The sequence below is a fragment of the Thermococcus thioreducens genome (assembly GCF_002214545.1).
GTDB classification, from domain to species: domain Archaea; phylum Methanobacteriota_B; class Thermococci; order Thermococcales; family Thermococcaceae; genus Thermococcus; species Thermococcus thioreducens.
The window spans coordinates 1,686,758-1,712,351 of sequence record NZ_CP015105.1 but is presented as its reverse complement, the minus strand read 5'-3'; the positions used below and the strand labels follow the sequence as shown (position 1 = coordinate 1,712,351).

The 25,594-nt window shown below is 54.5% G+C and carries 34 protein-coding genes, 1 tRNA gene and 1 pseudogene; 10 read left to right on the top strand and 26 right to left on the bottom strand.

The features are described 5' to 3' along the window. Nucleotides 1-18: 18 nt before the first annotated feature. Nucleotides 19-870 carry a polyamine aminopropyltransferase gene (speE, locus tag A3L14_RS09510; protein WP_055430183.1) on the bottom strand — a complete coding sequence of 284 codons (852 nt, stop codon included), beginning with the start codon at nt 868-870 and terminating at the stop codon, nt 19-21. Nucleotides 871-968: 98 nt separating this feature from the next. Here speE and A3L14_RS09505 point away from each other — a divergent pair, with 98 nt between their 5' ends. Then, nucleotides 969-1,466 carry a hypothetical protein gene (locus tag A3L14_RS09505; RefSeq protein WP_055430182.1) on the top strand — a complete coding sequence of 166 codons (498 nt, stop codon included), beginning with the start codon at nt 969-971 and terminating at the stop codon, nt 1,464-1,466. Here A3L14_RS09505 and A3L14_RS09500 read toward each other — a convergent pair. Continuing rightward, nucleotides 1,460-1,933: a pyruvoyl-dependent arginine decarboxylase gene (locus A3L14_RS09500; protein ID WP_055430181.1), complete on the bottom strand. Its 474-nt coding sequence runs from the start codon at nt 1,931-1,933 to the stop codon at nt 1,460-1,462. The two genes, A3L14_RS09505 and A3L14_RS09500, sit on opposite strands and share 7 nt — an antisense overlap. Before the next feature lie 166 nt (nt 1,934-2,099). Further along, nucleotides 2,100-3,248, bottom strand: a complete 1,149-nt coding sequence (locus tag A3L14_RS09495) for a cation:proton antiporter (RefSeq protein ID WP_055430180.1) — start codon at nt 3,246-3,248, stop codon at nt 2,100-2,102. Nucleotides 3,249-3,325: 77 nt separating this feature from the next. On the opposite strand from A3L14_RS09495, the gene A3L14_RS09490 reads away from it, so the two are divergent. Further along, nucleotides 3,326-3,733, top strand: a complete 408-nt coding sequence (locus A3L14_RS09490) for an ACT domain-containing protein (protein WP_055430179.1) — start codon at nt 3,326-3,328, stop codon at nt 3,731-3,733. Here the strand turns inward: A3L14_RS09490 and A3L14_RS09485 are convergent. The 8 genes from A3L14_RS09485 to A3L14_RS09450 are packed head-to-tail and all read right to left on the bottom strand — an operon-like array spanning nt 3,716 to nt 7,506. Then, nucleotides 3,716-5,218 (bottom strand): proton-conducting transporter transmembrane domain-containing protein, encoded by a 1,503-nt coding sequence (locus A3L14_RS09485; RefSeq protein ID WP_055430178.1) that lies wholly within the window; start codon nt 5,216-5,218, stop codon nt 3,716-3,718. The two genes, A3L14_RS09490 and A3L14_RS09485, sit on opposite strands and share 18 nt — an antisense overlap. Next, on the bottom strand, nt 5,215-5,505 hold the full coding sequence (locus A3L14_RS09480; RefSeq protein ID WP_055430177.1) for a cation:proton antiporter subunit C: 291 nt from the start codon (nt 5,503-5,505) through the stop codon (nt 5,215-5,217). Before A3L14_RS09480 ends, A3L14_RS09485 begins: the two co-directional genes overlap by 4 nt. Further along, nucleotides 5,498-5,899, bottom strand: coding sequence for a Na(+)/H(+) antiporter subunit B (locus A3L14_RS09475; RefSeq protein WP_055430176.1), 402 nt, complete (start codon nt 5,897-5,899; stop codon nt 5,498-5,500). Before A3L14_RS09475 ends, A3L14_RS09480 begins: the two co-directional genes overlap by 8 nt. After that, nucleotides 5,896-6,138: a hypothetical protein gene (locus A3L14_RS09470; protein WP_055430175.1), complete on the bottom strand. Its 243-nt coding sequence runs from the start codon at nt 6,136-6,138 to the stop codon at nt 5,896-5,898. Before A3L14_RS09470 ends, A3L14_RS09475 begins: the two co-directional genes overlap by 4 nt. Further along, complete coding sequence (locus A3L14_RS09465) at nt 6,135-6,365, bottom strand: hydrogenase subunit MbhD domain-containing protein (protein WP_055430174.1); 231 nt, start codon at nt 6,363-6,365, stop codon at nt 6,135-6,137. The genes A3L14_RS09470 and A3L14_RS09465 overlap by 4 nt, the downstream gene beginning before the upstream one ends. Beyond that, the gene (gene mnhG / locus A3L14_RS09460; RefSeq protein WP_055430173.1) at nt 6,346-6,660 is read right to left on the bottom strand and encodes a monovalent cation/H(+) antiporter subunit G; all 315 of its coding nucleotides are present in this window, start codon (nt 6,658-6,660) and stop codon (nt 6,346-6,348) included. The genes A3L14_RS09465 and mnhG overlap by 20 nt, the downstream gene beginning before the upstream one ends. Next, the gene (locus A3L14_RS09455) at nt 6,653-6,925 is read right to left on the bottom strand and encodes a monovalent cation/H+ antiporter complex subunit F (protein ID WP_055430172.1); all 273 of its coding nucleotides are present in this window, start codon (nt 6,923-6,925) and stop codon (nt 6,653-6,655) included. Before A3L14_RS09455 ends, mnhG begins: the two co-directional genes overlap by 8 nt. Beyond that, nucleotides 6,901-7,506 (bottom strand): Na+/H+ antiporter subunit E, encoded by a 606-nt coding sequence (locus A3L14_RS09450; RefSeq protein WP_055430171.1) that lies wholly within the window; start codon nt 7,504-7,506, stop codon nt 6,901-6,903. Before A3L14_RS09450 ends, A3L14_RS09455 begins: the two co-directional genes overlap by 25 nt. A gap of 191 nt (nt 7,507-7,697) precedes the next feature. On the opposite strand from A3L14_RS09450, the gene gcvH reads away from it, so the two are divergent. Further along, nucleotides 7,698-8,102, top strand: a complete 405-nt coding sequence (gcvH, locus tag A3L14_RS09445) for a glycine cleavage system protein GcvH (protein WP_055430170.1) — start codon at nt 7,698-7,700, stop codon at nt 8,100-8,102. Nucleotides 8,103-8,175: 73 nt separating this feature from the next. Then, nucleotides 8,176-8,517, top strand: coding sequence for a DUF7132 family protein (locus tag A3L14_RS09440; protein WP_055430169.1), 342 nt, complete (start codon nt 8,176-8,178; stop codon nt 8,515-8,517). Between the two features lie 262 nt (nt 8,518-8,779). On the opposite strand, the gene gltA is transcribed toward A3L14_RS09440, so the two are convergent. Continuing rightward, a complete protein-coding gene (gene gltA / locus A3L14_RS09435; RefSeq protein WP_055430168.1) occupies nt 8,780-10,225 on the bottom strand; it encodes an NADPH-dependent glutamate synthase in 1,446 nt (481 codons plus the stop codon). Further along, on the bottom strand, nt 10,225-11,091 hold the full coding sequence (locus tag A3L14_RS09430) for a sulfide/dihydroorotate dehydrogenase-like FAD/NAD-binding protein (protein ID WP_055430167.1): 867 nt from the start codon (nt 11,089-11,091) through the stop codon (nt 10,225-10,227). The genes gltA and A3L14_RS09430 overlap by 1 nt, the downstream gene beginning before the upstream one ends. A 167-nt stretch (nt 11,092-11,258) precedes the next feature. On the opposite strand from A3L14_RS09430, the gene A3L14_RS09425 reads away from it, so the two are divergent. Next, nucleotides 11,259-11,477 carry a hypothetical protein gene (locus A3L14_RS09425; RefSeq protein WP_055430166.1) on the top strand — a complete coding sequence of 73 codons (219 nt, stop codon included), beginning with the start codon at nt 11,259-11,261 and terminating at the stop codon, nt 11,475-11,477. Here the strand turns inward: A3L14_RS09425 and A3L14_RS09420 are convergent. Both A3L14_RS09420 and A3L14_RS09415 read right to left on the bottom strand, forming a co-directional pair. Then, entirely contained in the window at nt 11,464-12,225 is a 762-nt protein-coding gene (locus A3L14_RS09420; RefSeq protein ID WP_055430165.1) for a tRNA (adenine-N1)-methyltransferase, read from the bottom strand. The genes A3L14_RS09425 and A3L14_RS09420 overlap by 14 nt on opposite strands. Beyond that, entirely contained in the window at nt 12,206-12,844 is a 639-nt protein-coding gene (locus A3L14_RS09415) for a DUF257 family protein (protein WP_055430164.1), read from the bottom strand. Before A3L14_RS09415 ends, A3L14_RS09420 begins: the two co-directional genes overlap by 20 nt. Nucleotides 12,845-12,901: 57 nt before the next feature. Here A3L14_RS09415 and A3L14_RS09410 point away from each other — a divergent pair, with 57 nt between their 5' ends. After that, a complete protein-coding gene (locus tag A3L14_RS09410; protein WP_055430163.1) occupies nt 12,902-13,249 on the top strand; it encodes a signal recognition particle protein Srp19 in 348 nt (115 codons plus the stop codon). Here the strand turns inward: A3L14_RS09410 and A3L14_RS09405 are convergent, their stop codons facing one another. Then, the gene (locus tag A3L14_RS09405) at nt 13,250-13,495 is read right to left on the bottom strand and encodes an Lrp/AsnC family transcriptional regulator (RefSeq protein WP_055430162.1); all 246 of its coding nucleotides are present in this window, start codon (nt 13,493-13,495) and stop codon (nt 13,250-13,252) included. Nucleotides 13,496-13,629: 134 nt separating this feature from the next. On the opposite strand from A3L14_RS09405, the pseudogene A3L14_RS12080 reads away from it, so the two are divergent. After that, nucleotides 13,630-16,909: pseudogene (locus A3L14_RS12080) on the top strand (DEAD/DEAH box helicase); the annotation flags it as partial. Between the two features lie 155 nt (nt 16,910-17,064). Beyond that, the gene (locus A3L14_RS09395) at nt 17,065-17,622 is read left to right on the top strand and encodes a dephospho-CoA kinase (protein ID WP_055430161.1); all 558 of its coding nucleotides are present in this window, start codon (nt 17,065-17,067) and stop codon (nt 17,620-17,622) included. Here A3L14_RS09395 and A3L14_RS09390 read toward each other — a convergent pair. Next, nucleotides 17,608-18,417 carry a ZIP family metal transporter gene (locus A3L14_RS09390; protein ID WP_055430160.1) on the bottom strand — a complete coding sequence of 270 codons (810 nt, stop codon included), beginning with the start codon at nt 18,415-18,417 and terminating at the stop codon, nt 17,608-17,610. The genes A3L14_RS09395 and A3L14_RS09390 overlap by 15 nt on opposite strands. 71 nt (nt 18,418-18,488) lie before the next feature. Here A3L14_RS09390 and A3L14_RS09385 point away from each other — a divergent pair, with 71 nt between their 5' ends. Beyond that, complete coding sequence (locus A3L14_RS09385) at nt 18,489-18,902, top strand: RNA-binding domain-containing protein (RefSeq protein WP_055430159.1); 414 nt, start codon at nt 18,489-18,491, stop codon at nt 18,900-18,902. An 11-nt stretch (nt 18,903-18,913) separates the two neighbouring features. Here A3L14_RS09385 and A3L14_RS09380 read toward each other — a convergent pair whose 3' ends face one another. Genes A3L14_RS09380 through A3L14_RS09360 form a run of 5 tightly spaced genes read right to left on the bottom strand, consistent with a single transcriptional unit; the run spans nt 18,914 to nt 21,845 of the window. Then, nucleotides 18,914-20,197 carry an ABC transporter permease gene (locus tag A3L14_RS09380; RefSeq protein WP_055430158.1) on the bottom strand — a complete coding sequence of 428 codons (1,284 nt, stop codon included), beginning with the start codon at nt 20,195-20,197 and terminating at the stop codon, nt 18,914-18,916. Beyond that, on the bottom strand, nt 20,194-20,952 hold the full coding sequence (locus tag A3L14_RS09375; protein WP_055430157.1) for an ABC transporter ATP-binding protein: 759 nt from the start codon (nt 20,950-20,952) through the stop codon (nt 20,194-20,196). Before A3L14_RS09375 ends, A3L14_RS09380 begins: the two co-directional genes overlap by 4 nt. Then, the gene (locus A3L14_RS09370) at nt 20,939-21,172 is read right to left on the bottom strand and encodes a helix-turn-helix transcriptional regulator (protein WP_055430156.1); all 234 of its coding nucleotides are present in this window, start codon (nt 21,170-21,172) and stop codon (nt 20,939-20,941) included. Before A3L14_RS09370 ends, A3L14_RS09375 begins: the two co-directional genes overlap by 14 nt. Before the next feature lie 4 nt (nt 21,173-21,176). Then, nucleotides 21,177-21,476: a DUF2178 domain-containing protein gene (locus tag A3L14_RS09365; protein ID WP_055430155.1), complete on the bottom strand. Its 300-nt coding sequence runs from the start codon at nt 21,474-21,476 to the stop codon at nt 21,177-21,179. Further along, nucleotides 21,477-21,845 (bottom strand): DUF2178 domain-containing protein, encoded by a 369-nt coding sequence (locus A3L14_RS09360; RefSeq protein WP_055430154.1) that lies wholly within the window; start codon nt 21,843-21,845, stop codon nt 21,477-21,479. It abuts the gene before it with no gap. Nucleotides 21,846-21,947: 102 nt separating this feature from the next. Between A3L14_RS09360 and A3L14_RS09355 the strand changes: the two genes are divergently transcribed. Further along, nucleotides 21,948-22,035: transfer RNA gene (locus A3L14_RS09355), tRNA-Leu, on the top strand. Between the two features lie 522 nt (nt 22,036-22,557). Here A3L14_RS09355 and A3L14_RS09350 read toward each other — a convergent pair. Genes A3L14_RS09350 through A3L14_RS09335 form a run of 4 tightly spaced genes read right to left on the bottom strand, consistent with a single transcriptional unit; the run spans nt 22,558 to nt 25,548 of the window. Next, entirely contained in the window at nt 22,558-22,887 is a 330-nt protein-coding gene (locus tag A3L14_RS09350) for a hypothetical protein (protein ID WP_055428859.1), read from the bottom strand. Continuing rightward, entirely contained in the window at nt 22,877-24,082 is a 1,206-nt protein-coding gene (locus A3L14_RS09345) for an MFS transporter (RefSeq protein ID WP_055428860.1), read from the bottom strand. The genes A3L14_RS09350 and A3L14_RS09345 overlap by 11 nt, the downstream gene beginning before the upstream one ends. Before the next feature lie 11 nt (nt 24,083-24,093). Next, a complete protein-coding gene (locus A3L14_RS09340; protein WP_055428861.1) occupies nt 24,094-24,357 on the bottom strand; it encodes a TMEM165/GDT1 family protein in 264 nt (87 codons plus the stop codon). 12 nt (nt 24,358-24,369) lie between these two features. Next, nucleotides 24,370-25,548: a pyridoxal phosphate-dependent aminotransferase gene (locus A3L14_RS09335; protein WP_074631116.1), complete on the bottom strand. Its 1,179-nt coding sequence runs from the start codon at nt 25,546-25,548 to the stop codon at nt 24,370-24,372. Between the last annotated feature and the right edge of the window lie 46 nt (nt 25,549-25,594).

The following is a 25,594-nucleotide window of genomic DNA, read 5'->3' as shown; positions in this document are numbered from 1 at the left end:
GGGAGAAAAGAAATGGCGTTACTGAGTCCCTTCAAGAAGGTCTCTGACGTATTTCGGCATCTGGAAAAGGGTTTCATGCCTCTCGGGGTCGTAGTAGTACAACTCCAGTTTTTTTGCCCTCTCCATGTCTATCTTTGTGAAGTCAACGTCCCCCTTAACCCCGACGAGGAAGCTCCAGGGGGAAGCGTAGCCGATTACTGGGAAGCTGAAGTAATAAACCCTGTCAAAGACGTTCTTCATGGCCCTGTATGCGTCGAGGAGCTCGTTCGTGAATAGGTAAACGCTCCCCGCCTGGGTGATGTACAGGCCTTTTTCGCTCAGCTTTTCATATGCTGAGCGGTAAAATTCCTCGCTGAAAAGGAGCTTTGCGGGACCAACGGGATCTGTGGAGTCGACTATGATGACGTCGAATTGCTCTTCCGTCTCCCGAAGGTATTTCACCCCGTCGTCGACCATGACCTCCGCACGGGGATCCTCGAAGGCACCCCTGGCAACGTTGAGGTAGAGCTTTGAGATTTCCATGACCATCTCATCTATCTCGACCATTATTGCCCTTTCAACGGTCTCGTGCCTCAGGACTTCTCTGAGAGTCCCGCCGTCCCCCCCGCCGATAATGAGAACCCTCCTCGGATTGGGGTGGGCCAGCATAACTGGATGGACCAGCGGTTCGTGGTAGCTCTCCTCGCCGACTTCTACAAGCTGAACCGTGCCGTCTAAAACGAGGAGCTTGCCAAACCCCTCGGTCTCGTACAGCTCAAGCCTCTGATACTTTGTTTGCGTCTCAAACAGTTTCTCCTTAACCTTAAAGCCCACACCGTAACCCCGGGGATACCATTCTATGAACGCTCTCTCCTTTTCGTTGAATCCCATGAATCTCACCGCCTTTAGGTAGGGTGAGGAGTTTTAAACCTTGAGGTTCGTTTGGCCCCAAGAATATTTTTATAAGGCGGTTATACTACTGTTTAACGATGTGGTGGAAGAAAGTCCATAAGGAGCTCCTAAAGTTCCTTAAGGACTCTGTGCCGGAGATACACGAAGGAATAAGGTACGGCGTCCCACATGTTGTGGGCGAGATACACTTCTCTGAGGATAGCCCGCACGTTGAGCTTTCTCTAATAACCTTCAACGGGAGCAGACATCCGCTGGCATTTAACGACGGGGATTCTGTCAAGTTCATGTATCCCGTTGAGGATACCAACCCGTACATGGCTTTTCTGGAGATTATGAGCTTCTTCGAGAAGACGTTCGACGATTCACGCTTCAGGGTCGTCCTTAGAACCTCCCCCACGGAGTTCCTTAAGAGCATAGGACTTGAGATTCTGTGGACGAATGAGTATCTGCTCGATGGGACTGAGTTCGTTCAGGTCTGGGCGGTTTCTGGGACGACCAGATACAACATCCTCTTTGAGAAACGTGAGAAGGGATTCGTCCTGAGAGATATAAAAATGGTGGGTGGGCTTCAGTAGGGGAACATCACGACCGCGGCTATTGCCGCCGCCGGCCTGTCCTTCACTGTTATGCTTGCGCTCGCGACCTTGAACTCGGCCAGCTTCCAGCCCCTCTGCTCAAAGCCCTCCTCGACCATCTTCCTGACCATCTCCTCCGCCTCTTCTCTAGTGCAGTAGCCGGAGTACTCGTAAATGAGGCCTCCCTCGTTGCCCTCGCTGATGCCTATTCCCAGGGCAGCGCTGATGGTCATACCCGGCTCGTCGCTCTCGATGTGTGCATAAACGGTCGGAAGGAGCATTCCTATCGGGACATCGTGAACCTCCTCGATCCACTCGATGTGCGCTGGGATAACACTGCTGAGCTTAACGAGGTTAACGTTTCCTATGCCGAGCTTGAGGAGTGCGTTGTCAAAGGCGTTGAGTTTGGTTCCTCCCTCAGCGGCAGCGGCACCGATAAAAGCTCTCTTTGGTGTTGTCCAGCTCATCTCGGCTTCCTCCTATCTTTTCTCACACGTTAGACGATTATATGCTAAAGTGACGCTTTGTCTACTCGCTAATTAGAGCCGGGCTTAAAAACGTTTCGCTATATTGGAAAGAGGGGATTATAGGCGTTATTGGGGTTGGATGACCGGCCTCACCCCCGAATTCGCATCAAGCTACGCTTTCGGAGGATTTTGATTGGTAATGGTTGACCGCCCTTCCCAGAGTGGCCGAGGTGAAGATTCCAAGGACGCTGGCGAGGGATGCCATTGCGTACATGTGCTGGCTTAAAACTCCTGAAACGAAGCCTATTTCACCAACGAGCAGGCCGAGGACGCCGAAGCTGGCTATCCCGGCACCCCTCACGACTGACGTTGAAAGGTCACCATGCCTCACCATTACTGTAGAAAGGAGCAGTCTCACGGTATAAACTAGGACGAAGAACTCCACGACCACGAAGGACAGCTCCGTCTCGAAGTTGAGACCGCGCCATGCGAAGAATATCGGGGCAAAGATGCCGTAGGTGACGCCGCTGACTATGGTTGTGAGCCGGTCGTACTGCTTAGTTCCAACCAAGTCGCTGTGCATCATGAGGCCCGCCATGAACCCGCCTATGCTGAAGTGAAGGCCTATCTCGTCGCTGATAAATGCGAGAGATGTGGAGAGCACCATGAAGAGGCCAAAAACAGCCTCGTCGCTCTTGAGCCTGCGGAGGAAGCGTATTATCATGACCTTGTGCTTTATTCCTATTATGTAGTTAACGTACATGAGGACGCCTATGAAGACGGCATCCTTCAGTATGCTCTCAACGACGGGCATGTAGTCCCCGGGGGTCTCGTGTATCCTGACCATCACGTAGACTATGAAGAGGCTCATTATCTCGCTTATGACCGCGTAGGATAGTGCCACATGGATAAAGTCCTCCCCGAAGAACCTCTTGAGCCTCAGGACTATAGGGGCTGAAGCCGTTGAAATTATCGCCGCAACGATAAGGGAGTCAGAGTTAAGCTCCCACCCTGTGAAGGGGAGCGTGACCATCAGCATGACCAGGTAAGTGACCGCGTATAGGGGGAGGGTCTTCTTCCCGGCGTAGTGGAGTTCTTCTGGAGTTACCTCCAGACCTGCCGAGATCATCAGGAAGAACAGGCCGAGCTCCGCCATGAGGAGCATCTGATCCCTCGGCATCTCAAGCAGGACGGCGCTGAGTATCATCCCTGCCGTTATCTCACCAAGGAACCCGGGATAGCCCAGCCTCTCAAAGCCTTCAGCGAGCAGTCTTGCGAAGGCTATGATGACAAACACGTACCCTATGATTTCCATGCTGGTTCATTACGGCGGTGGGTTAATAATCCTTCCGCCAGGCAAGGCTTTTATTCTGTGGGAGGATAGCTCCAACTATGAGGCACTATGAGATAGTGAGGATAAGGGAGAACGGCAAGGTGGAGCTGCCCAAGGATTACGCGTACGAACTGGGAATCGTTGAGGGTGCGTACTTCCTTCTGGAGATAGACACCGACCTCAACGAGGTTCACATGGAGCGAATAGCCCTCCCCGGAAAGAAGCTCGTGGAAGTGGAGCTCATAGTGGAGGACAGACCCGGCGTTCTTGCCAAGATAAGCGGACTTTTCGGGAAACATGGGGCGAACATACTCTTCAGCGAGGCCGAGGAGCTTGAGGGCATAGAGCTGGCCGGAATAGTCGCGGTCATAGATGTAAGCGGGATGAGCGGCACGCTGGAAGAGCTTGGGTCGGAGCTTGAAGGGCTGGACGTCGTGAGGGAGGTCACTCTAAGACCACTGGAGTAGGAGCACCACCAGCATAAAGGCCACAAAGACCGCTGTCAGCATGTTTATCTCCTCCCCCACGCGGTTTCTTTTTACCTCCAGTTCTACCGCCGGAATTCCCAGCTTTTTCAGCGCAAAGAACCCTGGCACCGCGGAGGCAATGTAGACCAGATCGGCGGGCTTAATACCTGCCCCGAGGTATATGCCTCCACCCAGAGTAAGGAGCGCGAGCGCTAGAGCAGAGAGCCTCCAGGAGGGCCTAGTCTCGGGGCTTTCTGCCTTTGAGAGGCGGTAGTTCAGTCCGGTAAATGCAATCATCGTTCCAAGGGTTCCGAGGGGGGTAAGCCAGTCCCAGCCTCCGGGGAGACTGGACGAAAGCAGTCCCTTCGCGTAGGAACCTATTAGGGGTGAAATTCCGCCTATGGCGAGGCTGAGCATGAGCACGGAGAAAGCCATGAGCGGAGCGTTCCTGTAGCCGAACTCCCCGAGTTTCCTCGACTTCCTTCCGAGACTACCGACGCCCAGGAAGAGGCCCCCCTTGGCCAGGGAATGCGCCAGGGCGTAGTAAGCCGCCCCCGTAAAGTTGAAGGTGGCTATCCCAAGGAGCACGTACCCCATCTGGGAGACCGTGGAGTACGCGAGGAAGCGCTTCGCATCCCTCTGGGGGAGCATCATAACTATGCCGAAAAATATCGACGCAACTGCCACGGCCAAGGCGACGGTTTTCAGGCTCTCCCCAACGGGCATGGCCGAGAACAGCAGTATCATGCCGTACGCGGGGGCCTTTACTACTATCCCGCTCAACAGGGCACTGGCGGGTGTTGACGCGACGGAATGAGCATTTGGCAGCCAGCCGTGGAGGGGGAATATGCCCGCCTTCAGGAGGAGCGATGCAAAGGCTATCCCGAGGGCAACGTTAAGCTCCCTGCTCGGGAGGGCGTTTTCTGCAATAAGCTCGATGTTGAGATAGCCAGTCTCCATATATATCAGGCCTATCGCGAAGATGAAGAGGTATGAGGCGAGGAGGGATAGGATAAGGTACTTAAAGGCAGCCTTTTTCGAACCGGGGTCATCAGAGAAGGCCACCAGGGCAAAGGCAGAAACCGAGGCGATCTCCATGTAGATGTAGAAGTTAAAGAAGTCCCTGGCTATAAAGGCCCCCAGCAGGCCGGAGTGCATCAGGAGGAACAGGACGAGGGCCTTGGGAGTTTTCTTATCCCTGAAATCAAAGTAGGAGATGGAATAGAGGGCAACGACCGTGAAGAGCATAAGCTCCCCCGCGATGAAAGGTTCATTGATTCCACCGATTCCGACCTCTATCCCAGCTACCCTGCTCCAGCCCCCGACTATCTCGGCCTTTCCGTTGTCGAGAACGAATATCCCCGCCGGTAGGACCGCCCCGGTAATGAACGCGGCCTTTATTAAAACCTTCCTCGCCCGCAGGGTGTCCAAGATGACGATTATGAACCCAAACAGGAGCGGAAAAGCTACCATCAGCGGAATCACAGGCTATCCCTCCTCATGCGGATTACTATTGCCAGCGCGAGCGACGTTATGGCGACGTCGACGACAAGCGTCGTCAGCATCAGCGTCGCCGGGAGCGGGTCGACAGGATCCGTCGGCATTATCGGGACGTCCCTTCCCGGGGAGTATGCTAGGCCGATGAAGAAGAGCACCAGGCCAAGGGAGACCACGTTTATGGAGAGCACCAGCTTTATAGGCTCCCTCTTCGCCATCAGGCCGTATATCCCTACCAGCATTATGATAACTCCCGCCTGCTCCGGGCTAATCACTTTCGACCCACCTCAGCAGTATGTAGAAGACGAAGGTGAAGGCGGCACCGACCTCAAGGCCCACTATGACGTTGAAGGGGGGTATTATGCCGCCCTCCGTCGGCAGGAAATTAGCGTAAAAGCCCCCGAAGGCCACCCCGGCGATTCCAAGGAGCACGAGCATCGCTCCCGCGGAGCTCTCTATCAGGCTCGCCCAGTTGAACTTGAACCTCTTCCTGACCTTCTTGTAGCCGTGGGCGGTTATGAGGAGTATCACAGCCACCGCGAGAATCACCCCGCCCTGAAAGCCGCCCCCCGGGCTCAGATGGCCGTAGAGCATGAGATAAGCGGCGTATGTTACAAGGAACGGGCTTATCATCTTGGTGGTGCTCCTCACGACAACGCTCATCTTCATTTCTTCTTCCCCCCGAGGAGCAGGTAAAAGCCTATGACCGCGGTAAAGAGAAGGCTCGCCTCGCCAAGGCTGTCGTAGGCCCTCCAGCCAGCTAAGATGGCCGAGACAAGGTTGGGTATCCCGATCTCCCCCCAGTTGGCGACGTAGTATGCGTAGCTTCCGCCGTAGGAGGGAGAGTAGCTCAGGCCAAGCAGGAACGCCCCCAGGGCCAGGGTCAGGGGCAGAGCTATAGTCCTCACCGCGTCACCTCCTCTATCGTGAAGAGGAAGACGCCTATAACCACCGCACCGACGACTATCGCCGAGAGTGCTACATCCGGTGCCTTAAGCTCGAAGAGTGCCAAGACGAACAGCAGGCTGAGGAGAGAGTATTTAACGACCGCACTAACCAGGTTCTTCTCTTCAACGACTGCTATGGCCAGCAGTATCATCGCTATGAAGACCACGTCAAGGATTGTCCCAAGCATACATATCCACCACTACCTTAGGCTTCACACCGTATCTATAGGCCCCCCTCGCTATGGCGTGGCTCACCATGGGGTTTATCATCGCTATCAGGAAGGCCAAAACCAAGAACTTGGCCCTGACCACTGCGGGGGCGTCCATTATCAGGATTAGGGCCAGGATTATGCTCATCGCTCCCCCTGTGTCACACTTAGTGGCCGCGTGGAGGCGAGTGTAAACGTCGGGGAAGCGGAGTATCCCCAGAGCCCCGAAGACCATGACGGCCTCTCCAAACAGCAGGAGGATTATCTCAATCATGTAAAGCCCTCCTTTCCATGTATTTGGCGAGTATAAGCCCGCCGACGGCGTTCACCATCAGCAGGACTATCGCGAGGTCTATCAGGTAGTACTCTTCTCTCATGACTGAAACGACAGCTATTATGACGACCACCTTCGTCGTTATCGTGTTCAGGCCCACTATCCTGTCTGGCAGGGTCTGTCCCCTAACCACGCGGTAGGCTATCAGCATCGCCGTGAAGACGAGGACGTAGAAAGCGCTCACCAGAAGACCTTCTTGAGCCATTCCTCGATGTCCCCCTTTATCTTTTCTCCGGCCTTCTCGCGGTTGAGTGTCTCCAGGTCTATCCAGTGGACGTAGAGGTAGGTCTCGCCGAGCTTTTTGCTGACGTCAAGGGTGAGCGTCCCAGGGGTCAGGGTTATTGAGTTGGCCAGTATGGCTATTCCCGTATCTGAGTGGAGGTCGCTCTTTATCTTGACTATCCCCGGGTTGATGTCCATGAAAATTACGTTCTTTGCCACCTTCAGGTTGCTCTCCAGCAGGCGAAAGGCCATTATCACGAGGTACTGCGGGAGGTATATGAACGCAAAGTACAGGAGCTTCTCGACGATGTGCCCCGTCCTGCGTATGTCCTCCGTGAGCAGGTCGCGCATGAAAGCCGCTATCATCAAGGTAACGGCCGCGCCTAGGGCCAAATCCCCCGCTCTGGGGCTCCCGGTTATCACCACCCAGAAGGCCATAAGGACGACCCACGTTATGACGACCCTTTCCCAGGGCGGGAGCTTTGAGGCCTCAAACCCTTCGTGGATAACCCTTTCCCTCAGGCCTTCGAGCCTCTCCTTGAGGTAAAAGGGGACGCGGCTCATGTGGTATTTTAGTGATTGAGAGGTTATAACGGTTTTGCAGATGCAAAACTGTTGCCCAAAAATATGAAACAAGTTCGAAAAAACGGCCTCCAAACCCAGGCATCCTCGGTGGTCTTCCCCCACCCTGCGGCTAAGCTTTTTCCGGGGAAAGGTTTAAATCTCTGCCCGCGTAGGGAAAAACGGTGATGCTCATGATTGAGGTTGGGGAATACAAGGTCAAGGAAGGCCTTTACTACACCAAAGACCACGAGTGGGTTCAGGTTCTCGATGATGGGACTGTTCTCGTCGGAATAAGCGACTACGCCCAGAAGGAGCTCGGCGACCTTGCCTACGTCGAGCTCCCGGAGGTTGGGAAGGAGGTCAGCAAGGGCGAGGTTCTCTGTGAGCTTGAGAGCGTCAAAGCTGTGAGTGAAGTCTACGCTCCCGTTAGCGGCGAGGTCATAGAGGTCAACGAAGAGCTTGAGGACAGTCCCGAGCTCATCAACGAGGACCCCTACGAGAACTGGATCGCCAAGCTCAATCCGAGCAACCTCGACGAGGAGCTCGGCGAGCTTATGGACGCGAAGGCCTACGCCGAGTACCTTGAGAGCCTTTGAGGCCTTCCAACTTTTCTCTTCTCAGCTCGGAACCCTTAAGTATCTGGACGCCGATTAGTTTTTGGTGGTTTTCGTGAGGGTTCTCAAAGAATGGGATGTCAAGGTAAAGCTCGTGAAAACGAAGAGGGGAGCGGTTCTACACATGATCGAGCTCGAGCCCGGCCACTTCTACCTCGAGCAGAACCCGCTGAAGGACTCCAAGTACGGCGTTGCCTATCGGAAGATCAAGGAGAACTTCCCCGAGTTCTACATGTTCTGGGAGATAAAGAACAACCGCTATACGGGGAAGCTCCTGGCGGGGGCCTTCCTTGAGAAGTCCGAGATAGACGAGTTCGTTACACTCCTAGCGAAGACAGAGGACTTCAAGAAGTTCGAGGAGATGCTTGGAGAAATCGAGGAAATTGAAGAGGGTTGAGCTCAGTTCTTGACCGTCATCATTTTTCCGCGCGGAGCGCGGTCTCAGATACCCTAGAGGTCTTCATCGCCCGCTTTTTCCTCTCATCAAAGATGTTAAAAGCCTAGCGGCTCGGCCAGTATGCCCATCATCATATTATCCCTCAGCCACTCCAGGGCTCGTCATCGCCTTAGAACTACTCCTCTTGGAACTTTGATAAATGTGCCTCAACTACTGGGGCAGAAGTTAACTACTGGGGGGTAGTTGAAAAAAGAAGAGAGGCTCACGCGTTCTTGCTTTCCCTCTTCTTCGTGAGGTACTCGTGGATGGCCTTAGCCGCCAGCCTTCCGTCGCCCATAGCTAGGATAACTGTTGCCTCGCCCCTTATCGCGTCGCCACCGGCGAAGACACCGGGAATGCTGGTCATGAGGTTCTCGTCCACCACTATCTTTCCGCGCTCGACCTTGAGGCCGGGGGTGTTGACTATGAGCCTGTTGGGGTGCTTTCCGATGGCGATGATGACGGTGTCGGCTTCAAGCGTGACGTACTCGCCGGTGCCGACTATCTTCCTCTTGCCCCTGCCGTCCCTCTCGTCTAGGGGCTTCATCTTCTCGAACTTAACGGCCTTAATCCTGCCATTCCCGTCGCCGATGAACTCAACCGGGTTGACGAAGTAGACGAACTTTATGCCCTCCTCCTTTGCGTGCTCTACCTCTTCAACGCGCGCGCTAACATCCTCCGGGCCACGGCGGTAAGCTATGGTGACCTCAACGCCGAAGCGCCTCGCTGAGCGCGCCGCGTCCATTGCCGTGTTTCCTGCACCGATGACTATGACCTTCTTGCCGACCTTGACCGGTGTGTCGTACTCCGGGAACAGGTAGGCCTTCATGAGGTTGACCCTCGTGAGGAACTCGTTAGCTGTATAGATGCCGTTAAGGTTGATTCCCGGGGCATCCACGAGCCTTGGCGTTCCCGCTCCCGATGCTATGAAGACCGCATCGTACTCCTTCATGAGCTCCTCCATCGTGACGGTCTTCCCAACGACGTGGTCGGTGAGGATTTTAACGCCGAGCTTCCTCAGCTTGTCTATCTCGCTCTCGACGATGCTCTTCGGCAGCCTGAACTCCGGAATTCCGTACATCAGGACTCCTCCGGGCTCGTGGAGGGCCTCGTAGATTGTGACGTCGTAGCCGAGCTTCGCCAGCTCTCCAGCGGCGGTGAGTCCAGCCGGGCCGGCACCAATGATGGCAACTTTCTGGCCCTTCTTCTCTATCCTTGGCACCATCTCAAAGAGGAGCTCCTCGTCAATGCCCTTTTCGCGGGCGTAGTCGGCCACGAACCTCTCCAGCTTACCGATGTTGACCTTGTCGCCGACCCTGCCCATGACACAGTTCATCTCACACTGGTCCTCCTGCGGGCAGACCCTTCCGGTGGTTGCCGGCAGAGAGTTGCAGGCCCAGATGACGTTTAAAGCTTCTTTGACAGCCCTATCAGGGTCGTCGCGGTACTCCACGAGCTTGCTTATGAAGCCCGGAATGTCAATGTGAACGGGACAGCCCTTTATACAGGGCGCGTAGTCGTAGGGGCACTGCAGACAGCGCTCGGCCTCCTTAACCGCTAATTCAAAGGTGTAGCCGAGGTTGACCTCAACGAAGCTCTTAACCCTCTCCTCCGGCGGCCGCTCCGGCGTTGGAACGCGCTCCTTGATGATCCTCCTTTTGACGGCCATCACTGCCCACCCCCCTGGAGAGCTTTCATGTACTCCTGCATCGCCATCATCTCCATGTCGGTGTAGTAGCCGCTCCTTGATATGAGGACGTCCCAGTCGACCTTGTAGGCGTCGAACTCAGGCCCGTCTATGCAGGCGAACTTGACCTCGCCGCCTACTGTAACGCGGCAGGCACCGCACATACCGGTTCCGTCCACCATTATCGGGTGAAGGTCGGCCTTCATAGGGACGCCAAACTCCTTAACGACCTCAAAAACGGCTCTCTGGTCGCCGGACGGCCCGACCATGAAGACGAGATCCCACTCCTCCTTTTCGAGAAGCTCGCGCGCCTTCTCCGTGAGCCTCTTTGTCACGTTCTTCATGTTCTCGGGGAAGCTCTTGGTCATGTCTATCGGGACGGTCTCAAGGATGTGCCTGCCGACGGCCCTCTCCATCTCGTCCTTCAGGACGACCATCGGCTCAAAGGTGACGTGGAGCGTTGTGACGTCGTTTCCAAGCTCCTGCCAGGCCTTGGCTATTGGGTACACCTCGACTATTCCGGTGTAGGCACCGATGGCAAGTATCTTCCCGAACTTCTTCATCTCGACGGGGTTTCCGAGCGGGCCGGCTATGTTGAGTATCCCGTCGCCCTCCCTGAGCTCGGCCGCCATCCTTGCGGTGGTCTTCCCACGGGTGAACACTATGAGAACTATCCATCCCTCTTCCCTGTCCCACATAACCGGCGTGAGGGGAATCCTCTCGCCGTTTTTAAATGCCCTGACTATGACGAACTGGCCGGGCTGGACCTTCCTGGCCACGTGGGGGGCGTGAACCTTATACCACGTGTTCCTCATGGCGATTTCCCTTTTTTCGAGGATCTTATACACAATGAACACCTCCGTGCATGGGTTCAAAGTTGGACATCTAATGGTTCACAACTTTGGGTGCTTATAAATCTGTTGTTAACCTTTGGTTCAATACTCGGAAGGATTCTCGGCCCCGATGGGAAAAGACTAAAAAACGTTCGCAGAAAGGGGGCAGTGGGGTAAAGGCCATGAAGAAACTGGTGTACCAAATCTCGGTAGTCCTCACCGCCGTGTCGCTGTTCTGGCCCATCACCTACAGCAACGTTTCAGTGCTCCAGAGAATACCTGGCAACCCGGTGCTCCAAGCAATAGTCGGACTGCTGCTTTTCGGTAGCGTTGCATACATCAGCTACGATGGGAATGGTGGAGAAGGGGGCGCAGAAAAAAGCGACTTCACAGCTTCCTGATGAAGGTTATGTATCCGGTATGGGCCAGCATCGTTGTCTTTGGCCTCATGCACTCCTTCTTTACCTCGTGCTCCCTGACGAGGACTTCAACGACCTTTGGTTTGTAAAACTCCTCCCGGTACTCCTGGAAGGCCTGGAAGAAGCGGTGAACCTGGTTCATGCAGGGGGTGTATGCCACGAAGTAGCCGCCCGGCCTCAGAACCTCCACCGCATGGGGAAGGACGTTCTCCGGCTGGGGCAGGTCGAGGACGATGTGGTCGGCGCTTTCCTCATCAATGCCGTCGTAGATGTTTTTGAGCTTTATCGTTACCCTGTCGGAGAAGCCGGCAAGCTCGACGTTCTTCCTGGCTATCTCGGCGTGGTCTTCCCTGACCTCGTAGCTGATGACCCTTCCGCTCGGCCCGACGATGTTTGCCAGGAAAATTGTGAGCGCACCGCTCCCAACGCCGGCCTCTATGACGGTGTCTCCCGGAGAGATGCCGGCGTAGGCGATTATTATGCCCGCGTCCTTCGGGTGGACGATCTGGGGCCCGCGCCTCATCTTCGCTATGATGTCGTTGATGTCCGGTTTCAGAACGCGGAACTCCTCCCCCTTATGACTGGTTATCGAGGTTCCATAGTCCTTTCCGATGAGCTCACCGAGCTTGAGTATGCCCAGGTCGGTATGAAACTCCCTCTCCGAGACCATTACGAGGTATTTTTTTCCCCGTCTGTCGATAAGGAGAACCCTATCCCCCTCCCGAATCAAACGCCTCACCACCCTTTTTTACAATGACTTCTTCGTCCGACAGCTGGAACACTATCGACGCCATCTCTTCCAGCATAGCCAGATGAACCCTGCTGAGAACGTCCACATTGAGGAAGTGGATTCCGACCCAGTCCTCCATGGGGATGGTGCTTATTCCCGTCATTATGGCCTTCATTGCCTCGTCCCCGCCGAAGTGGACGTAGTGTGAGAGCCCAAAGGTTACGAAGTATTCCGGCTTCGTGGGAGAGTGCGTCATTCTGTTGACGACGGTGTGGTAGTTCTTGAGGAAGCTGTGGGAGTCGTAGACGGGGACAACCTCCTCTATGACCTCTCCGTAGCTGGCGGAGCCGGGGCCTATTTTAACGACCTTTATTTTCTTTATGAGCTCGATTATATCGGAGTACTCTTTGCCTGAAACCCTGCGTATGTAGTTTCTGAACAGCAGGTCACCTATGCCGAAGAAATCACCTATAACGACCCCTCCCCTCTCGATAAGGCTGGGTATGAGGAATCCCCACGAGAACTTTCCAAGAGGATACGTGGGTGGGTACTCAATAAGAACTGTGTCTCCCCTCTCAGCCCTTCCGAAGAGGTACTTTTCAAAGACAGAGGTCTCCATGGGACTCACCAAAAGGGTTTTTAACGCTCATCTTTTAAACCTTGTCAGGTGAAAGGGATGAAGAGGTTCATAGTGTGGCCCAGCGAGCTCGACTCCAGACTCAGCAGGCGGTATGGACGGGTGATAGGGAAGGAATTCGCGGTTGAAGGTCCCAGGATTCACGAAATAGCCGATGCCGCCAGGGCACTTGGCATGAAGATAGTTGAAATCGACGAGTCAAAGCTCAACCCCCGCTTGGCCGGCCTCGACGAGGAGTACCGCCTCAGGGGAATGCTCCGCATTGAGAGCAAGCACCCGAAGGGGAAGAGCCTCAGGATGCTGGGGCAGAAGATCAGGGAAATCAGGAAAACCCGGGCTAAAGCCAAAGGCAAGAAGAAGCACAAATCCAGGAAGAAAAAGAGGTGATCACTCCTCCTCTTCCATCTCCACGACTATGGCGGTAGTAGTGTCTATAACACCGTCGATGTTGTGTATGTCGTGGAGTATTTTTCTGGTGAGTTCTCCGAGGTCCTTGGCCTCGATGTGGACTATCGCGTCGTAGGGGCCGGTGACGGCGTCGGCTCTTATAACGCCCGGGATTCTCTTTAGGGCGTCTATAACGCTTTCGACCTTTCCAATCTCCACAGTCAATAAAACATACGACCTAACCATTTTCCACCACCGCTGAAAGGCTTTACGTCTTTATCTAGCCGACCATCTCATTTAAGCTTTTCGTAGGGCTTTCTGGGGTTTTCAAGCTGAAACCAAAAACCTATAAAGTGCCCTTCGGAGTTTTCGTGATTGGTATGAAGGTCGAGGAACTCCCGGTTGACGAACGCGTGAAAAGGCTCATAATCGAGAGGGGTATAGAGGAACTCTATCCGCCCCAGGCGGAAGCCCTTAAGAGCGGAGTTCTCGATGGGAAGAACTTAGTCCTCGCCATCCCCACCGCGAGCGGAAAGACACTTGTGAGTGAGGTAGTAATGGTCAACAAGCTCCTCCAAGAGGGCGGCAAGGCCGTCTATCTCGTTCCGCTGAAGGCTTTGGCTGAAGAAAAGTACCGTGAGTTCAAGGATTGGGAGGTTCTGGGTCTTCGCGTCGCGGCGACCACCGGCGATTACGACTCGACCGACGACTGGCTTGGGAGATACGACATAATCATCGCCACCTCCGAAAAGTTCGACTCGCTCCTGAGGCACGGCTCGAACTGGATAAAGGACGTCAAGCTGGTCGTTGCCGACGAGGTTCACCTTATAGGCTCCTATGACAGGGGAGCAACGCTGGAGATGATCCTCAGCCACATGCTCGACAGGGCCCAGATTCTGGCTCTGAGTGCCACCGTCGGAAACGCCGAGGAGCTGGCGGAGTGGCTCAACGCAGAGCTCGTCGTGAGCGACTGGCGGCCGGTTGAACTGAGGAAGGGAGTCTTCCACCTCGGGGAGCTCATCTGGGAGGACGGGAAGAGGGAGAGGTACCCGGAGAACTGGGAGAGTCTGGCGGTCGATGCTGTTAAAAGGGGAAAGCAGGCGCTGGTGTTCGTCAATACAAGGCGTTCAGCGGAAAAGGAGGCCGTCTCGCTGTCAACCAAGATAGCCCGCATTCTCACGAAGCCTGAAACGAGGCAGCTTAAGGAGCTCGCAGATTCCCTTGAGGAGAACCCGACCAACGAGAAGCTCAAAAAGGCCATCAGAGGTGGTGTGGCCTTCCACCACGCAGGGCTGAGCAGGGCGGAGAGGACGATGATAGAGGACGCCTTTAGGGGGGGTTTGATTAAGGTGATAACGGCCACTCCAACGCTGTGCATGCATCCAGAGACCCCGGTAATAACAAAAAACGGCGTTAAAAAAGTAAGCGAGCTTGGAGAAGGGGATGAAGTTCTAACTCACAGCGGCCATTTTAAGAAAGTTATAACACCCCTAAAAAGGCCTCACCGCGGTAAAATGCTAGTAATCAAAGCGAGGGGAACCGTTCCGGTGAGGGTAACTCCCGAACACATGGTGTGGGTCGTTAAGAGAATTCGCCATAAGTCCCATTACTCGGATGGTAGACAGGTAATCTGGTGGGAGTTCAAAGGGCCGGAGTGGATAACCGTTCAGGAACTCAAGGAACTCGTTGAAAACAATAAAGACAAAAAAGTGTCGTATATGCTCCTTCAGCCGGTTCCAGAGCCAAAAGTTGCAGTAGACAGAATCCCGCTGCGGGAACCAATCTATGTTTCAAATCAGTTCGGAAAAACGGATAAATTACACCCATCTATAGGGAGAACACCCGAATTCCTGCCTTTAAACTTTGAAACCGCAAGGCTGTTAGGCCTGTGGATTGCCGAGGGGTCTACCTCAAAAACAGGGGTCATAAACTTCGCCATTGGCTCCCATGAAAACCAGATTACAGAGTTCCTTGTACAGACCATCAAAAAGTATTTCCCACACGCTAACGTCGTTGTGAAGGACCACGAGCGGAACAGGAGGGTTGTCCGCTTCTGCAACAAGAGATTTGCTGAATGGCTCAGGGAAAACATCGGTCACCGGGCCTATGAGAAAAGGATTCCTGCGGTGCTTCTCTTTAATAGGAGCAGGGAGGTTCGGCTTGGCCTGGTTAGGGGCCTTATAGAGGGGGACGGCTATATACGGAGAGACGGTGAGAATAGAGCCAACTATATAAGTTACACCACAGTTTCGCCTACATTAGCCTATGGGCTTCAGCTCCTCCTTGGCTCACTCGGCTATGTGTCGTCGATTTCGAGAAGCGTGAGAAAGCCTGGAATTGGAAAAAGCAGGAAGCCAATCTACGAGGTTAAAATCAGCGGACGCTCCTACTATGAATTGCTCAAAGAGCTTGACCTTGAGGTTCCTCCGAAAGGAAATAGAACCTACAACGTGAACACAATATGGAACGGCTATCTTCTCTTTAAGGTACGCTCCGTTGAGGAAGAATTCTACGAAGGTGACGTCTATAATCTTGAGGTCGAGGATGACGAGAGTTACAGCGTTGGATTCATAGTCCACAACTCGGCCGGCGTGAATCTCCCTTCATTCAGAGTAATTATCCGCGACACCAAGCGCTACGCCGGCTTCGGCTGGACTGACATCCCCGTCCTCGAAATCCAGCAGATGATGGGTCGCGCCGGAAGGCCGAAGTACGACAGGGTTGGCGAAGCGATAATCGTAGCGAGAACCGAAGACCCAAGGAAGCTGATGGAGAAGTACATCCACGGTAAGCCGGAAAAGCTGTTCTCGATGCTCGCCAACGAGCAGGCCTTCAGGAGTCAGGTTCTGGCTTTGATAACGAACTTCGGCGTGTCAAACTTCAGGGAGATGATAGGCTTCCTTGAGAAGACCTTCTACTTCCACCAGAGGAAGGACACGAGCTCGATAGAGTACAAGGCGAAGGACATAGTCTACTTTCTTATCGAAAACGAGTTCGTGGACATGGACATGAACGACCGCTTCATAGCCCTTCCCTTTGGAAGGCGCACCTCTCAGCTCTACATCGACCCGCTGACGGCGAAGAAGTTCAAGGACGCCTTTCCGAGACTGGAGAACAACCCCAACCCCTTCGGAATCTTCCAGCTGATAGCCTCGACGCCGGACATGGCAACGCTGAACGCCCGGAGACGGGAGATGGAGGACTACCTCGACCTGGCGTATGAGTTCGAGGATAGGCTTTACACCAACATCCCCTACTACGAGGACTACAGGTTCCAGACCTTCCTCGGCGAGATAAAGACCGCAAAAATCCTCCTCGACTGGATAAACGAGGTTCCGGAGGCGAGGATATACGAGACGTACAGCATAGACCCCGGAGACCTCTACAGGATTCTGGAGCTGGCGGACTGGCTGATGTATTCGCTCATCGAACTCTACAAGCTCTTTGAGCCTGAGAAAGACGTGCTGGACTATCTGAGAGACCTGCACCTGAGGCTGAGGCACGGAGTTAGGGAGGAACTCCTCGAACTGGTCAGGCTGCCGAACATAGGAAGAAAGAGGGCGAGGGCGCTCTACAACGCCGGCTTCAGGACGCGGGAGGATATAATGCGCGCCAAGGTGAAGGACCTTCTGGAGGTCGAGGGAATCGGAATGAAGGTTGTTGAGGGGCTCTTTCGGCACTTCGGCGTGGAGCTCCCCAAGGGGGCTAAAAAGGATTCCAAAAAGGCTGAAAAGGCCCGGAAAGGGACCCTCGATGACTTCCTCAAGTAAGGGTCAAGCTTTTAAATCCAGCCCTTTTACTCTGGCGTGGGCACTATGATAATCATCGTGACTGGAATGCCTGGTTCGGGAAAGAGCAAAATCGTTAAGGAGTTTGAGCGGAGAGGTTTTCCAAGCGTTTCTATGGGGGACGTCGTGAGGGAAGAGACGGCAAAGCGCGGCCTAGAGCTGACCAAGGAAAACGTTGCCAAGGTCAGCATACGGTTGAGGCAGGAACTCGGACAGAACGCGGTGGCAAAGCTCACCGTCGAGAAGGTCAAGAGCCTCCTGAAAAAGAGCACGCTGGTTGTCATTGACGGTGTCCGCTCGCTCGACGAGGTTGGCACTTTCAGGAGCGCCTTCCCCGATGAGGAGATAGTCATCATTGCAGTCCACACACCTCCAAGGCTCCGCTTCGAGAGGCTCAAAGCCAGGGGGAGGCACGACGACCCCCAGACCTGGGAGGACTTCGAGGAAAGGGACTGGAAGGAGCTCAAGTTTGGCATAGGCAACGTTATAGCAATGGCAGACCACATGATAGTGAACGACGGGACGAAGGACGAGTACGATAAAAGGGTAAAGGAGCTGGTCGACAGGGTTCTAACCCAGCATTGAATCCAGGAACAGCATCACATAGAAGCCCAGGAAGAACCCGAGGGTTATGAGGGTCTCGTTCTTCTCCCCCCTGTATATTTCGGGTATCATCTCCTTCACTGTCACGTAAAGCATCGCCCCACCCGCCAGGCCGAGGCCGTAGGGGAGCATCCAGCTGAAGATGCTGAAGAAGTACGCCCCGAGGAGAACCATGGCCATCTCGGCGAAGCCGCTCAGCACGCCCATCGCTATCGGCTGGAGGCGCTTTTTCTGTATCGTGGCCAGGGGCAGGGAAACGACAGTTCCCTCGGGAAAGTCCTGAATCCCGATGGCCAGGGTGGTCACCAGACCGACCTCAAGGTTGTAGACGAGGGACGTTCCAACAGCGAGTCCCTCGGGCAGGTTGTGGATTATCACCGCTATGACCAGAAGCCAGACCTTTCTCAGCTTGTCCTTCATGGACTTGGGGCCCTCGTAGCCTTTGACGAGGTGCTCGTGGGGGAGGAAGCGGTCTATGGCGTAGATGAGCAGCACTCCAAGGGCTATCCCTATTCCTGCAGGTGCAAAGGAGCCGGTGCTCTCTATCGCTGGCAGGATGAGGGAAGTAAAGCTCGCCACTATCATAACTCCGGCGGCGAAGCTGAGGGCGAAGTCAACGCCTCCCTCTGGGAGGCTTTTCGAGAATATGGCCACCATGGCACCGAGGGACGTCATGAGTGCGACGAAAAGTCCGGCATAGAAGGCAACCCACATGATTTCGCCGTTCGAGATGCCCAGTATCCACTCCGCGAGGTTCGCTACAAAGCTCTCTAACACTATTAGGTCACCCTAACCATTTGGGCGGTTGGGTTTATAAGCATTCCCGCGAGCTTCTTCTGGGTGAGAAGATGGAGCTCTTTGAGGAAGTTGAGGTTGAGGCTTACGTTTATCCGACGGAGGATATCGAGAAGGTCAAGCGGGCGATGCTGAACCTGATTCCGGGGCTTGAGTTTGAGGTCCTTGACAGGGTCGATTACATCATTCTGACCGGAAAAACGAGGAGCAAAAAGGCCCTTAGCAGGCTCTACGAGCTCTTCCGGGGACAGGCCATATTAGACACCGCGCGCTCGTTCCTTGAGGAGGGCTACTTCGGCGAGGAGATAATCTTCAAAGTGAACAAGCAGGCGGCCTATGCAGGCGTCGTGAACTTCAACGAGGAGAGTCCTCTCGGCCCAATAACGATAATAATCCGCACGAAAGACCCGCAAAGGCTCATGAAGTGGCTCGCGCCGAGAACGAAGGACGGCGTGCCAATAGAGTAAAAAGGAAAGCTTTACCCGGTCTTCTTTTTCTTCTTGCCCCAGCTGACCCCTGCCGTGAGTATTCTCTCCGTGGAGAACAGCCATGCCGTGGTGTAGAGTACGAGGAGCGCCAGGACCGCCAGGTAAGCGGTGCTAATGATCAGCGGCGTGTAGTTGCTCAGGAGCACATGGCGGTAATCTATCACAGGATGCGTGAATGGTATTGCCAGCAGGACGTACCTGACGAGGGCCGGAAGGTCGTTGATGTCAGTGTACATCAGCAGGAAAGCCGGGAACGCCAGCGGGAGAATCACCGCACTTACAAGGGTCGTTGCACTCTGCACGTCTTCGGCGAAGGTCGCCACTATCATGGCCAGGCTGAGGGCGATTATTATCGTCAGGAACACCACCAGGGCGAACATCAGTGCCCCCGTTGGGGTAACGACTAAGCCCAGGTCTTCAAGGCTCACCCCGCCGGAGCCAAGCCCGAAGGAACTCATGTAGTAGCGCATGCCCACCATGTATGCCACCGCCGCCACCAGTCCCATCATGGCCGTCCCGAATATCTTCGCCGTGACTATCTTCGTCCTCGCCACCGGAAGGGTGAGGAGGGTTTCGAGGGTCTTGTTCTCCTTCTCGCTCGCTATTGCTCCAGCCGCCATCTGAGAGGTTATCATGACCATCATGAAGACTATGAGCGGTATCGTGAAAGCTTGGGCTGCTATAACGCTTGAAACCGCAGTTGGGGAGATGTCCACGACACGGTTGTTTATGACGGACCTGCTCTCGGTCCTTATCGGCTGGAGTATGGCGTCCGGATTGCTGGCTCCGAGGTTCTTCACCTTTATCCGGGCTATTTCGTCGCTGAGTATTCCCAAAACTGCGTTTATCCTTCCCTCGCTGACGCTCTCCTTTATACCGGTGCCTATGGTCGTGAAAATTCCATATATCCCAACTGTGGCTGTTTCGTTGGCCTGAAGCTTCGCCGTGAAGTCGGGAGGAATCACCACGAGAACGTTCTGTTTCTCTTGGGTGGCCTGCTGAATGGCCTCATCAAGTGTCGTCGCATTGACCACAGTTACCGTGACGTTGGGGGCAACATTTAAGGCCTTTATCAGCAGATTCCCATAGGCCCCCTCATCGAAGTTGACTATCGTGACCTGGGTCTCACCCTGTGCCTGCTCCATGCCGATGTTCACGGCCTTTCCCATCACCGGGAGCAGTATAAGCGGGACGACTACGAGGCCGAAGACGAGCTTCTTGTCCCTGAAGAGGTTCCACAGCTCCTTCTTGGCCATCACCCAGAAGTCGCTCAAGCTCCTTCACCCCCTATCGGCTCGCTGACGTTCGCTCCCACTGCCCTCATGAAGACTTCCTCAAGGTTCTCCGCGCTGTATCTGTCCTTCAGCTCTTTCGGCGTGCCTACCTCGACTATCCGCCCCTTATTTATCAGGGCCACTCTGTTGCAGAGGAACTCGACCTCAAGCATGTTGTGGCTCGATATGAGGAACGTGACCCCTTCGCTCCTCGCGAAGCGCCTTATCGTCTGCCTTATCGCGTAGGCGTTGACTATGTCCAGTCCGCTCGCCGGTTCGTCCAGTATCGCGAGCTTGGGTTTTACCATGAGCGCCCTCGCTATGAGCAGCTTCCTCGTCATTCCTTTGGAGTACGTAGACACCTTGTCGTACAGCCTCTCTCCCAGTCCGCTGAGCTCAACGCCCAGTTCGAGCATCTCCCTTGCTTTCCCCTCGTCCTTGGCGTAGAGCCGGGCCATGAACTGGAGGTACTCGTAGCCCGTCAGGTTCTTATAGGCGCCAGCCTCCTCCGGCAGGTAGCTGATGATCTCCCTGACCTTCTCGGCCTCCTTAACCACGTCGTGGCCGTCGATCCTCGCGGTTCCCGCGGTTGGTTTGAGAAGGGTTGCGAGGATCTTCAGCGTTGTGCTCTTTCCCGCACCGTTCGGACCGATGAGCCCGAAGATCTCACCCTCATTGATGGAGAAGCTTATCCCCTTGAGGGCCTTTATCTTCCCGTAGTCTTTTTCCAGGTTCAGAACTTCAACCATGGGCATTTTTGGCCCTCCCGGCGTCTTTTTGACCCTCCTCGTAGATAAAGATTTCCTCAATCCGCCTGTTGAAAAAGCGCGCTATCTTGAAGGCCAGCCTCAGAGATGGGTCGTAACGGCCCTTCTCGATGGCTATTATCGTCTGCCTTGTAACGCCGAGGGCTTTGGCAAGCTCCTCCTGGGTTATGCCCAGATCCTCCCTCAGCTCGCGCAGGCGGTTCTTCATGGGCTCACATCCTTTTAGCATAGTATGCCCTGAACGCCAAGTTGCCGAAGAATATGGTGGCGAATATAAGGGTAGCCAGGTTGGTGCACCGCTCGTCCCTGAGGATTAGCCATGAGTAGTAAAGCGCCGCCACTGTGACAAAAAGGACAAGCTTCAGCGTTTTCACCGCCGAGAGCTTGGCTATCTCAAAGGCCCTCTCGTCGGTGGGAACGCCGATATCTTTCATTATCGTCCGGATCATGAAATAGCCAAGAACTCCACCTCCAACCACTGCAACCAGCGAAATCAGGGCAAGCTCGTTCACTCACATCACCCTCGCGTACCAGTACTGGGAAACGAGGAGTACAAGGACACCTAGCGCGAGTGGAATGAGGAGCTTCGTTGCGGTTTCCGTGTTTCCGTTGGAGTACTCCCATAGGTACTCGGCAAAAAGAACTACGCTAATTACAGCAAATGCGTTCCTTGTGCTCTTGGTGCTTATCAGCTCTGTTCTTTCGTCCTCTATCTTCTCCACCCAGGAGTTGTAGTACCAGTTCAGGGCGTAGACCAGTAGGACTCCCAGGAGGAATATGCCTACCGCCAGATACGCCCTACCCGACTTCGTTGAGTAGGCTAGGCCGATAACCATCCCCCCGAGTAGAACCGCGAGCAGGCCTTCGTACTTCAGGTTCATTCACATCACCATGTAAAGTTTCCTTTACGTAAAGCTTCCTTTACATCATTATATGCCTTTCCCCTCAAAGTTTTTAAATTGAAGGCGAGAACTCTAACCCGCGCGGGGGTAGCCGAGCCTGGCCAAAGGCGCGGGATTTAGGGTCCCGTCCCGTAGGGGTTCCGGGGTTCAAATCCCCGCCCCCGCACCACACAAACTTCGCCTGCGTGAAGTTTGATTAAGGTTTGTGATTCCTTTTGAAAAAGTGTATTTTGGGTGGATTTCTTCTAGAGTTGTTTGGATGAGGTGAATCCGTCATGGGTAAGGCTCTTCTGGGGGTTCGAGTTTTTTAGCGCTCCTTTGGAGCGTGGTTCAAGTAGAACTCGCGTGGAAAAGCTTTATTTTAGAGGATTCGACCTTCTAAAGGCCAAGTTTAGAATTGAAATCCCTTTTGCAAAGGAGCCTTAATGGGAATCACGGACTTTTGGTCAAGCTTTGTTAAAGCTTGCTCTGTACTCTCAAACCCCTGGAGTGGGGCTACGCCCCACAGCCCCGCTCTTTCTCTAAAAACCTGGGAAACTACGTTTCCCCACCTTCCTTATTTCCTAATCCTTTGGGGGTTAATCCCCCACATCCCCTTACAGCCCTTGCTTCGCATGTTGAGGAAAGCCCCAATACCTCTGGAAACTTCGCTTCCCAATGAACGCTGGCGGAAGATTTTGTTAAAGCTTGCTTACGGCATCTTCAGCTCAGTCCTCACTTCCTCGTCCATCAGGACGAAGAGGATCAGGGCCGAGAGGAGGGTTAGAGTTACCGCCGGAAGGGACAGCCCCACCATTACCCAGAGGAGTCCGAAGAGCAGGTCGAGCAGGGCTATGTACGCCGCAAGGTCTACGATTGTCTCGTGGCCGACCCGGACCCCGTAGGCAAATAGGAGATGTATGCTCCCGACTACGACGTATCCCGGGAAGTTATACCTCTCTCCGAAGCTCATCGCCGCTATCCCGTAGAAAAAGAACGCAAGAAGAACGAAAAAGGAAACGATGAGGGGTTTAGGCCTCATCGCCCAGCTCCTCCACCGGGAGCCCCATCCTGGATACGACGACCAGCGTCAGGATTCCGAGGAGCGGCATCACCGCCAGCTCCCCAAGGGCAAGCCCTGTGCTCTGCCTGGCGAGGGCGTCAGTCAGGCCGGGGGCTATGACGTTGGCCGAGTTCGAGATGAGTCCAAGGGCAAAGCTGGCCTTCGGGAAGATGCTCTTTGGATACGTCGCCGGTGCGCTGGTCCAGAAGGCTGGCCCGGTTCCCTGGAGGGCACCGATGAGGACGACCGAGGCGAGGGCCAGGCTGTAGTTGCCCACCAGCATGGCCTTACCGTAGATGAGGAGACCGACGAACGCCACCGCGTAGGAGAATATCATGACCTGAACGATGGCCCTGAAAAGCCCTCTGGCGCTCGGGTTCTTCCTTGAGAGCAGATATCCGACATAGCCCATGCCTATGCTCCAGAGGGCTTTGGATACGTTGAGGCTCGTGCTCAGTGTTGCGACGTGCTCCTTTGTCCAGCCCATATCGTAGCCGAGGGAAGAGGAGAAGCCGACTATCGTGAATATCACCCACAGGGCCGGGAAGAACGTGAGGCCCAGCACCCAAGTGAAGGGCATCTTCCAGACGTTTGTCCTCTCTCCCCCTTCGGTCTTGTGGATTATCTCAAAGTCCTCCGTAAAGAGCCACCATAGGGCAAGGACCGCGTACATTATGAGAACCGTGACCCAGAAGCCGCCCTTCCAGCCGAAGGCTCCGACCGCGTACTTGGCGCTTATGCTTCCGAAGACACCTCCCCAGAAGATTCCGGAGAGGATTATGCCCTTGGCGAAGGGTCTTTCAGCCACAAAGAAGTGTGCTATCTGGGTGCTGAAGAGCGGCACGAGCGTGACCACGAAACCCTGGATGAACCTGAGGAAGACGACGGTGTACCAGTTGGGTGCGAGCGGTATGAGCGCCTGCGCTATGGCCGCCCAGCTGAGCGCTATGGCCACGCTCTTCTTAAAGCTCCCCTCGTATATCCGGGTGTGTCCGAGGAGGAACGCTATGAAGAGGCCGAAAACGTAAGCTATGTGCTGCCACTCGTACTCGGCACTTCCAATTCCGAAGTGGGCTATCACATCTGGCTTTGCGACCGCCATCATGGTCAGGGTTCCGAAGCCGGCGGTCATAACCAACGTGTCAAGCAGGACTGAACTCCACCGTTTGTCCATGTTTATCCCTCCTAGAGCTTTCCGAGTATCATGAGAACACCGAAAACAATGAAAAGTGCTCCCGCGAACTTGTGAACGACCTCCAGGGGCACCATGTTGCCGAGCTTGTCGCCGAGAAGTGCCCCGATGAGGTTTACCGCTGCGAGACCCAGAATGGCCCCCATAAACGCTACTCTCCAGCCGTACTTGGCCGCAAAAGCCATCGTCGCCAGCTGGGTTTTGTCACCTAGCTCTGCCAGAAAAATGGCAAAGAAGATGGCCAGAACCCCGTCCATTCCTTTCCCCCTTTATAGCTTTGACAGGGCCTCGTTCATCCTCTGCATTGCCTCGATGAGCTGGCTCTTCTTGGTGGCGTAGCTTATTCTTATCCAGCCCTCACCGGCCTTTCCAAAGGCAGTCCCTGGAATGACGACGACGCGAGTGTTTTCGAGGAGCCACTCCGCGAAGTCCTCGCTGCTCATGTCCAGGCCCGGGTCGATCTTTGCCCAGATGTAGAACGCTCCCTTTGGCTTGAACGGCGTTATGTGGGGCATCCTGTTGAGATGTTTGAGGACGAGCCTCCTCCTCTCGGCGTAGGTCTGGCGCATCTTTTCAACAGCTTCCCAGCTGCGCTTGTCCCTGAGAGCTGTTATTCCCGCTATCTGGATGAATGATGTGACGTTTCCAATGACGTAGGCGTGGAGCTTTATCATGTCCCTGATGACCTGGGTTGGGGCTATGGTGAAGCCAAGGCGCCAGCCTGTCATGGCAAATGTCTTGGAGAAGCTGTTCGCCAGAATCGTGTTGTCGGGGGCGTACTTTATCATCGGATAGTGCTTGGCACCCTCGTAGAGGAAGTGCTCGTAGGGCTCGTCGCTGAGTATGTAGAGGTTGTAGTCCTCTGCTATATCCGCTATTGCTTTCACGGTCTTCTTCTTGAGGATCGCACCGGTGGGGTTGTTGGGATAGTTGAGAACCAGCATCCTCGTGCGCTTGGTTATGGCCTCAACGAGCTCATCGGGGTCTATCTGGAAATCGTTCTCTTCCCTGAGGGGTATCCTGATGATCCCCGCCTCGGCTATCTTGGCGTCCTCTACGTAGCAGACGAACGCGGGGTCTGGGATGATAACGTCATCATCCTGCTCAAGGAGGGTCTGGAAGGCCAGGTAAGTGGCCTCATAGGCACCGGCCGTGACTATTATATCCCCGGGAGAAACGTCAACCTTGTAATGGGTCTTGTAGTATTCGGCAATAGCCTCGCGGAACTCGGGGATGCCCGCGTTGGGAGTGTAGTGGGTGTAGCCTTCATCTATCGCCCTTTTCGCGGCCTCCTTGATGACCTGGGGAGTGTCAAAGTCCGGTTCACCGATGCCGAGGGATATAACATCGTCCATCTTCTTTGCCTTCTCAAAAAGCTCCCTGATTTTTGAGCGCTGAATGAGGTTTATCCTGCCAGCAAGGAAATATTTGCGCTTTTTATACTTCATGAGCATCACCTCAGGCACTTCGAAAATGAGGAAGGGATTTTATAAA

Excerpts from the sequence above, each read along its gene's own strand:
- speE (WP_055430183.1), bottom strand. The coding sequence starts at position 870 with ATGGGATTCAACGAAAAGGAGAGAGCGTTCATAGAATGGTATCCCCGG.
- A3L14_RS09505 (WP_055430182.1), top strand. The coding sequence starts at position 969 with ATGTGGTGGAAGAAAGTCCATAAGGAGCTCCTAAAGTTCCTTAAGGAC.
- A3L14_RS09500 (WP_055430181.1), bottom strand. The coding sequence starts at position 1,933 with ATGAGCTGGACAACACCAAAGAGAGCTTTTATCGGTGCCGCTGCCGCT.
- A3L14_RS09495 (WP_055430180.1), bottom strand. The coding sequence starts at position 3,248 with ATGGAAATCATAGGGTACGTGTTTGTCATCATAGCCTTCGCAAGACTG.
- A3L14_RS09490 (WP_055430179.1), top strand. The coding sequence starts at position 3,326 with ATGAGGCACTATGAGATAGTGAGGATAAGGGAGAACGGCAAGGTGGAG.
- A3L14_RS09475 (WP_055430176.1), bottom strand. The coding sequence starts at position 5,899 with ATGAAGATGAGCGTTGTCGTGAGGAGCACCACCAAGATGATAAGCCCG.
- A3L14_RS09465 (WP_055430174.1), bottom strand. The coding sequence starts at position 6,365 with ATGCTTGGGACAATCCTTGACGTGGTCTTCATAGCGATGATACTGCTG.
- mnhG (WP_055430173.1), bottom strand. The coding sequence starts at position 6,660 with ATGATTGAGATAATCCTCCTGCTGTTTGGAGAGGCCGTCATGGTCTTC.
- A3L14_RS09455 (WP_055430172.1), bottom strand. The coding sequence starts at position 6,925 with ATGGCTCAAGAAGGTCTTCTGGTGAGCGCTTTCTACGTCCTCGTCTTC.
- A3L14_RS09450 (WP_055430171.1), bottom strand. The coding sequence starts at position 7,506 with ATGAGCCGCGTCCCCTTTTACCTCAAGGAGAGGCTCGAAGGCCTGAGG.
- gcvH (WP_055430170.1), top strand. The coding sequence starts at position 7,698 with ATGATTGAGGTTGGGGAATACAAGGTCAAGGAAGGCCTTTACTACACC.
- gltA (WP_055430168.1), bottom strand. The coding sequence starts at position 10,225 with ATGGCCGTCAAAAGGAGGATCATCAAGGAGCGCGTTCCAACGCCGGAG.
- A3L14_RS09425 (WP_055430166.1), top strand. The coding sequence starts at position 11,259 with ATGAAGAAACTGGTGTACCAAATCTCGGTAGTCCTCACCGCCGTGTCG.
- A3L14_RS09415 (WP_055430164.1), bottom strand. The coding sequence starts at position 12,844 with ATGGAGACCTCTGTCTTTGAAAAGTACCTCTTCGGAAGGGCTGAGAGG.
- A3L14_RS09410 (WP_055430163.1), top strand. The coding sequence starts at position 12,902 with ATGAAGAGGTTCATAGTGTGGCCCAGCGAGCTCGACTCCAGACTCAGC.
- A3L14_RS09405 (WP_055430162.1), bottom strand. The coding sequence starts at position 13,495 with ATGGTTAGGTCGTATGTTTTATTGACTGTGGAGATTGGAAAGGTCGAA.
- A3L14_RS09395 (WP_055430161.1), top strand. The coding sequence starts at position 17,065 with ATGATAATCATCGTGACTGGAATGCCTGGTTCGGGAAAGAGCAAAATC.
- A3L14_RS09385 (WP_055430159.1), top strand. The coding sequence starts at position 18,489 with ATGGAGCTCTTTGAGGAAGTTGAGGTTGAGGCTTACGTTTATCCGACG.
- A3L14_RS09375 (WP_055430157.1), bottom strand. The coding sequence starts at position 20,952 with ATGCCCATGGTTGAAGTTCTGAACCTGGAAAAAGACTACGGGAAGATA.
- A3L14_RS09370 (WP_055430156.1), bottom strand. The coding sequence starts at position 21,172 with ATGAAGAACCGCCTGCGCGAGCTGAGGGAGGATCTGGGCATAACCCAG.
- A3L14_RS09360 (WP_055430154.1), bottom strand. The coding sequence starts at position 21,845 with ATGAACCTGAAGTACGAAGGCCTGCTCGCGGTTCTACTCGGGGGGATG.
- A3L14_RS09350 (WP_055428859.1), bottom strand. The coding sequence starts at position 22,887 with ATGAGGCCTAAACCCCTCATCGTTTCCTTTTTCGTTCTTCTTGCGTTC.
- A3L14_RS09345 (WP_055428860.1), bottom strand. The coding sequence starts at position 24,082 with ATGGACAAACGGTGGAGTTCAGTCCTGCTTGACACGTTGGTTATGACC.
- A3L14_RS09340 (WP_055428861.1), bottom strand. The coding sequence starts at position 24,357 with ATGGACGGGGTTCTGGCCATCTTCTTTGCCATTTTTCTGGCAGAGCTA.
- A3L14_RS09335 (WP_074631116.1), bottom strand. The coding sequence starts at position 25,548 with ATGAAGTATAAAAAGCGCAAATATTTCCTTGCTGGCAGGATAAACCTC.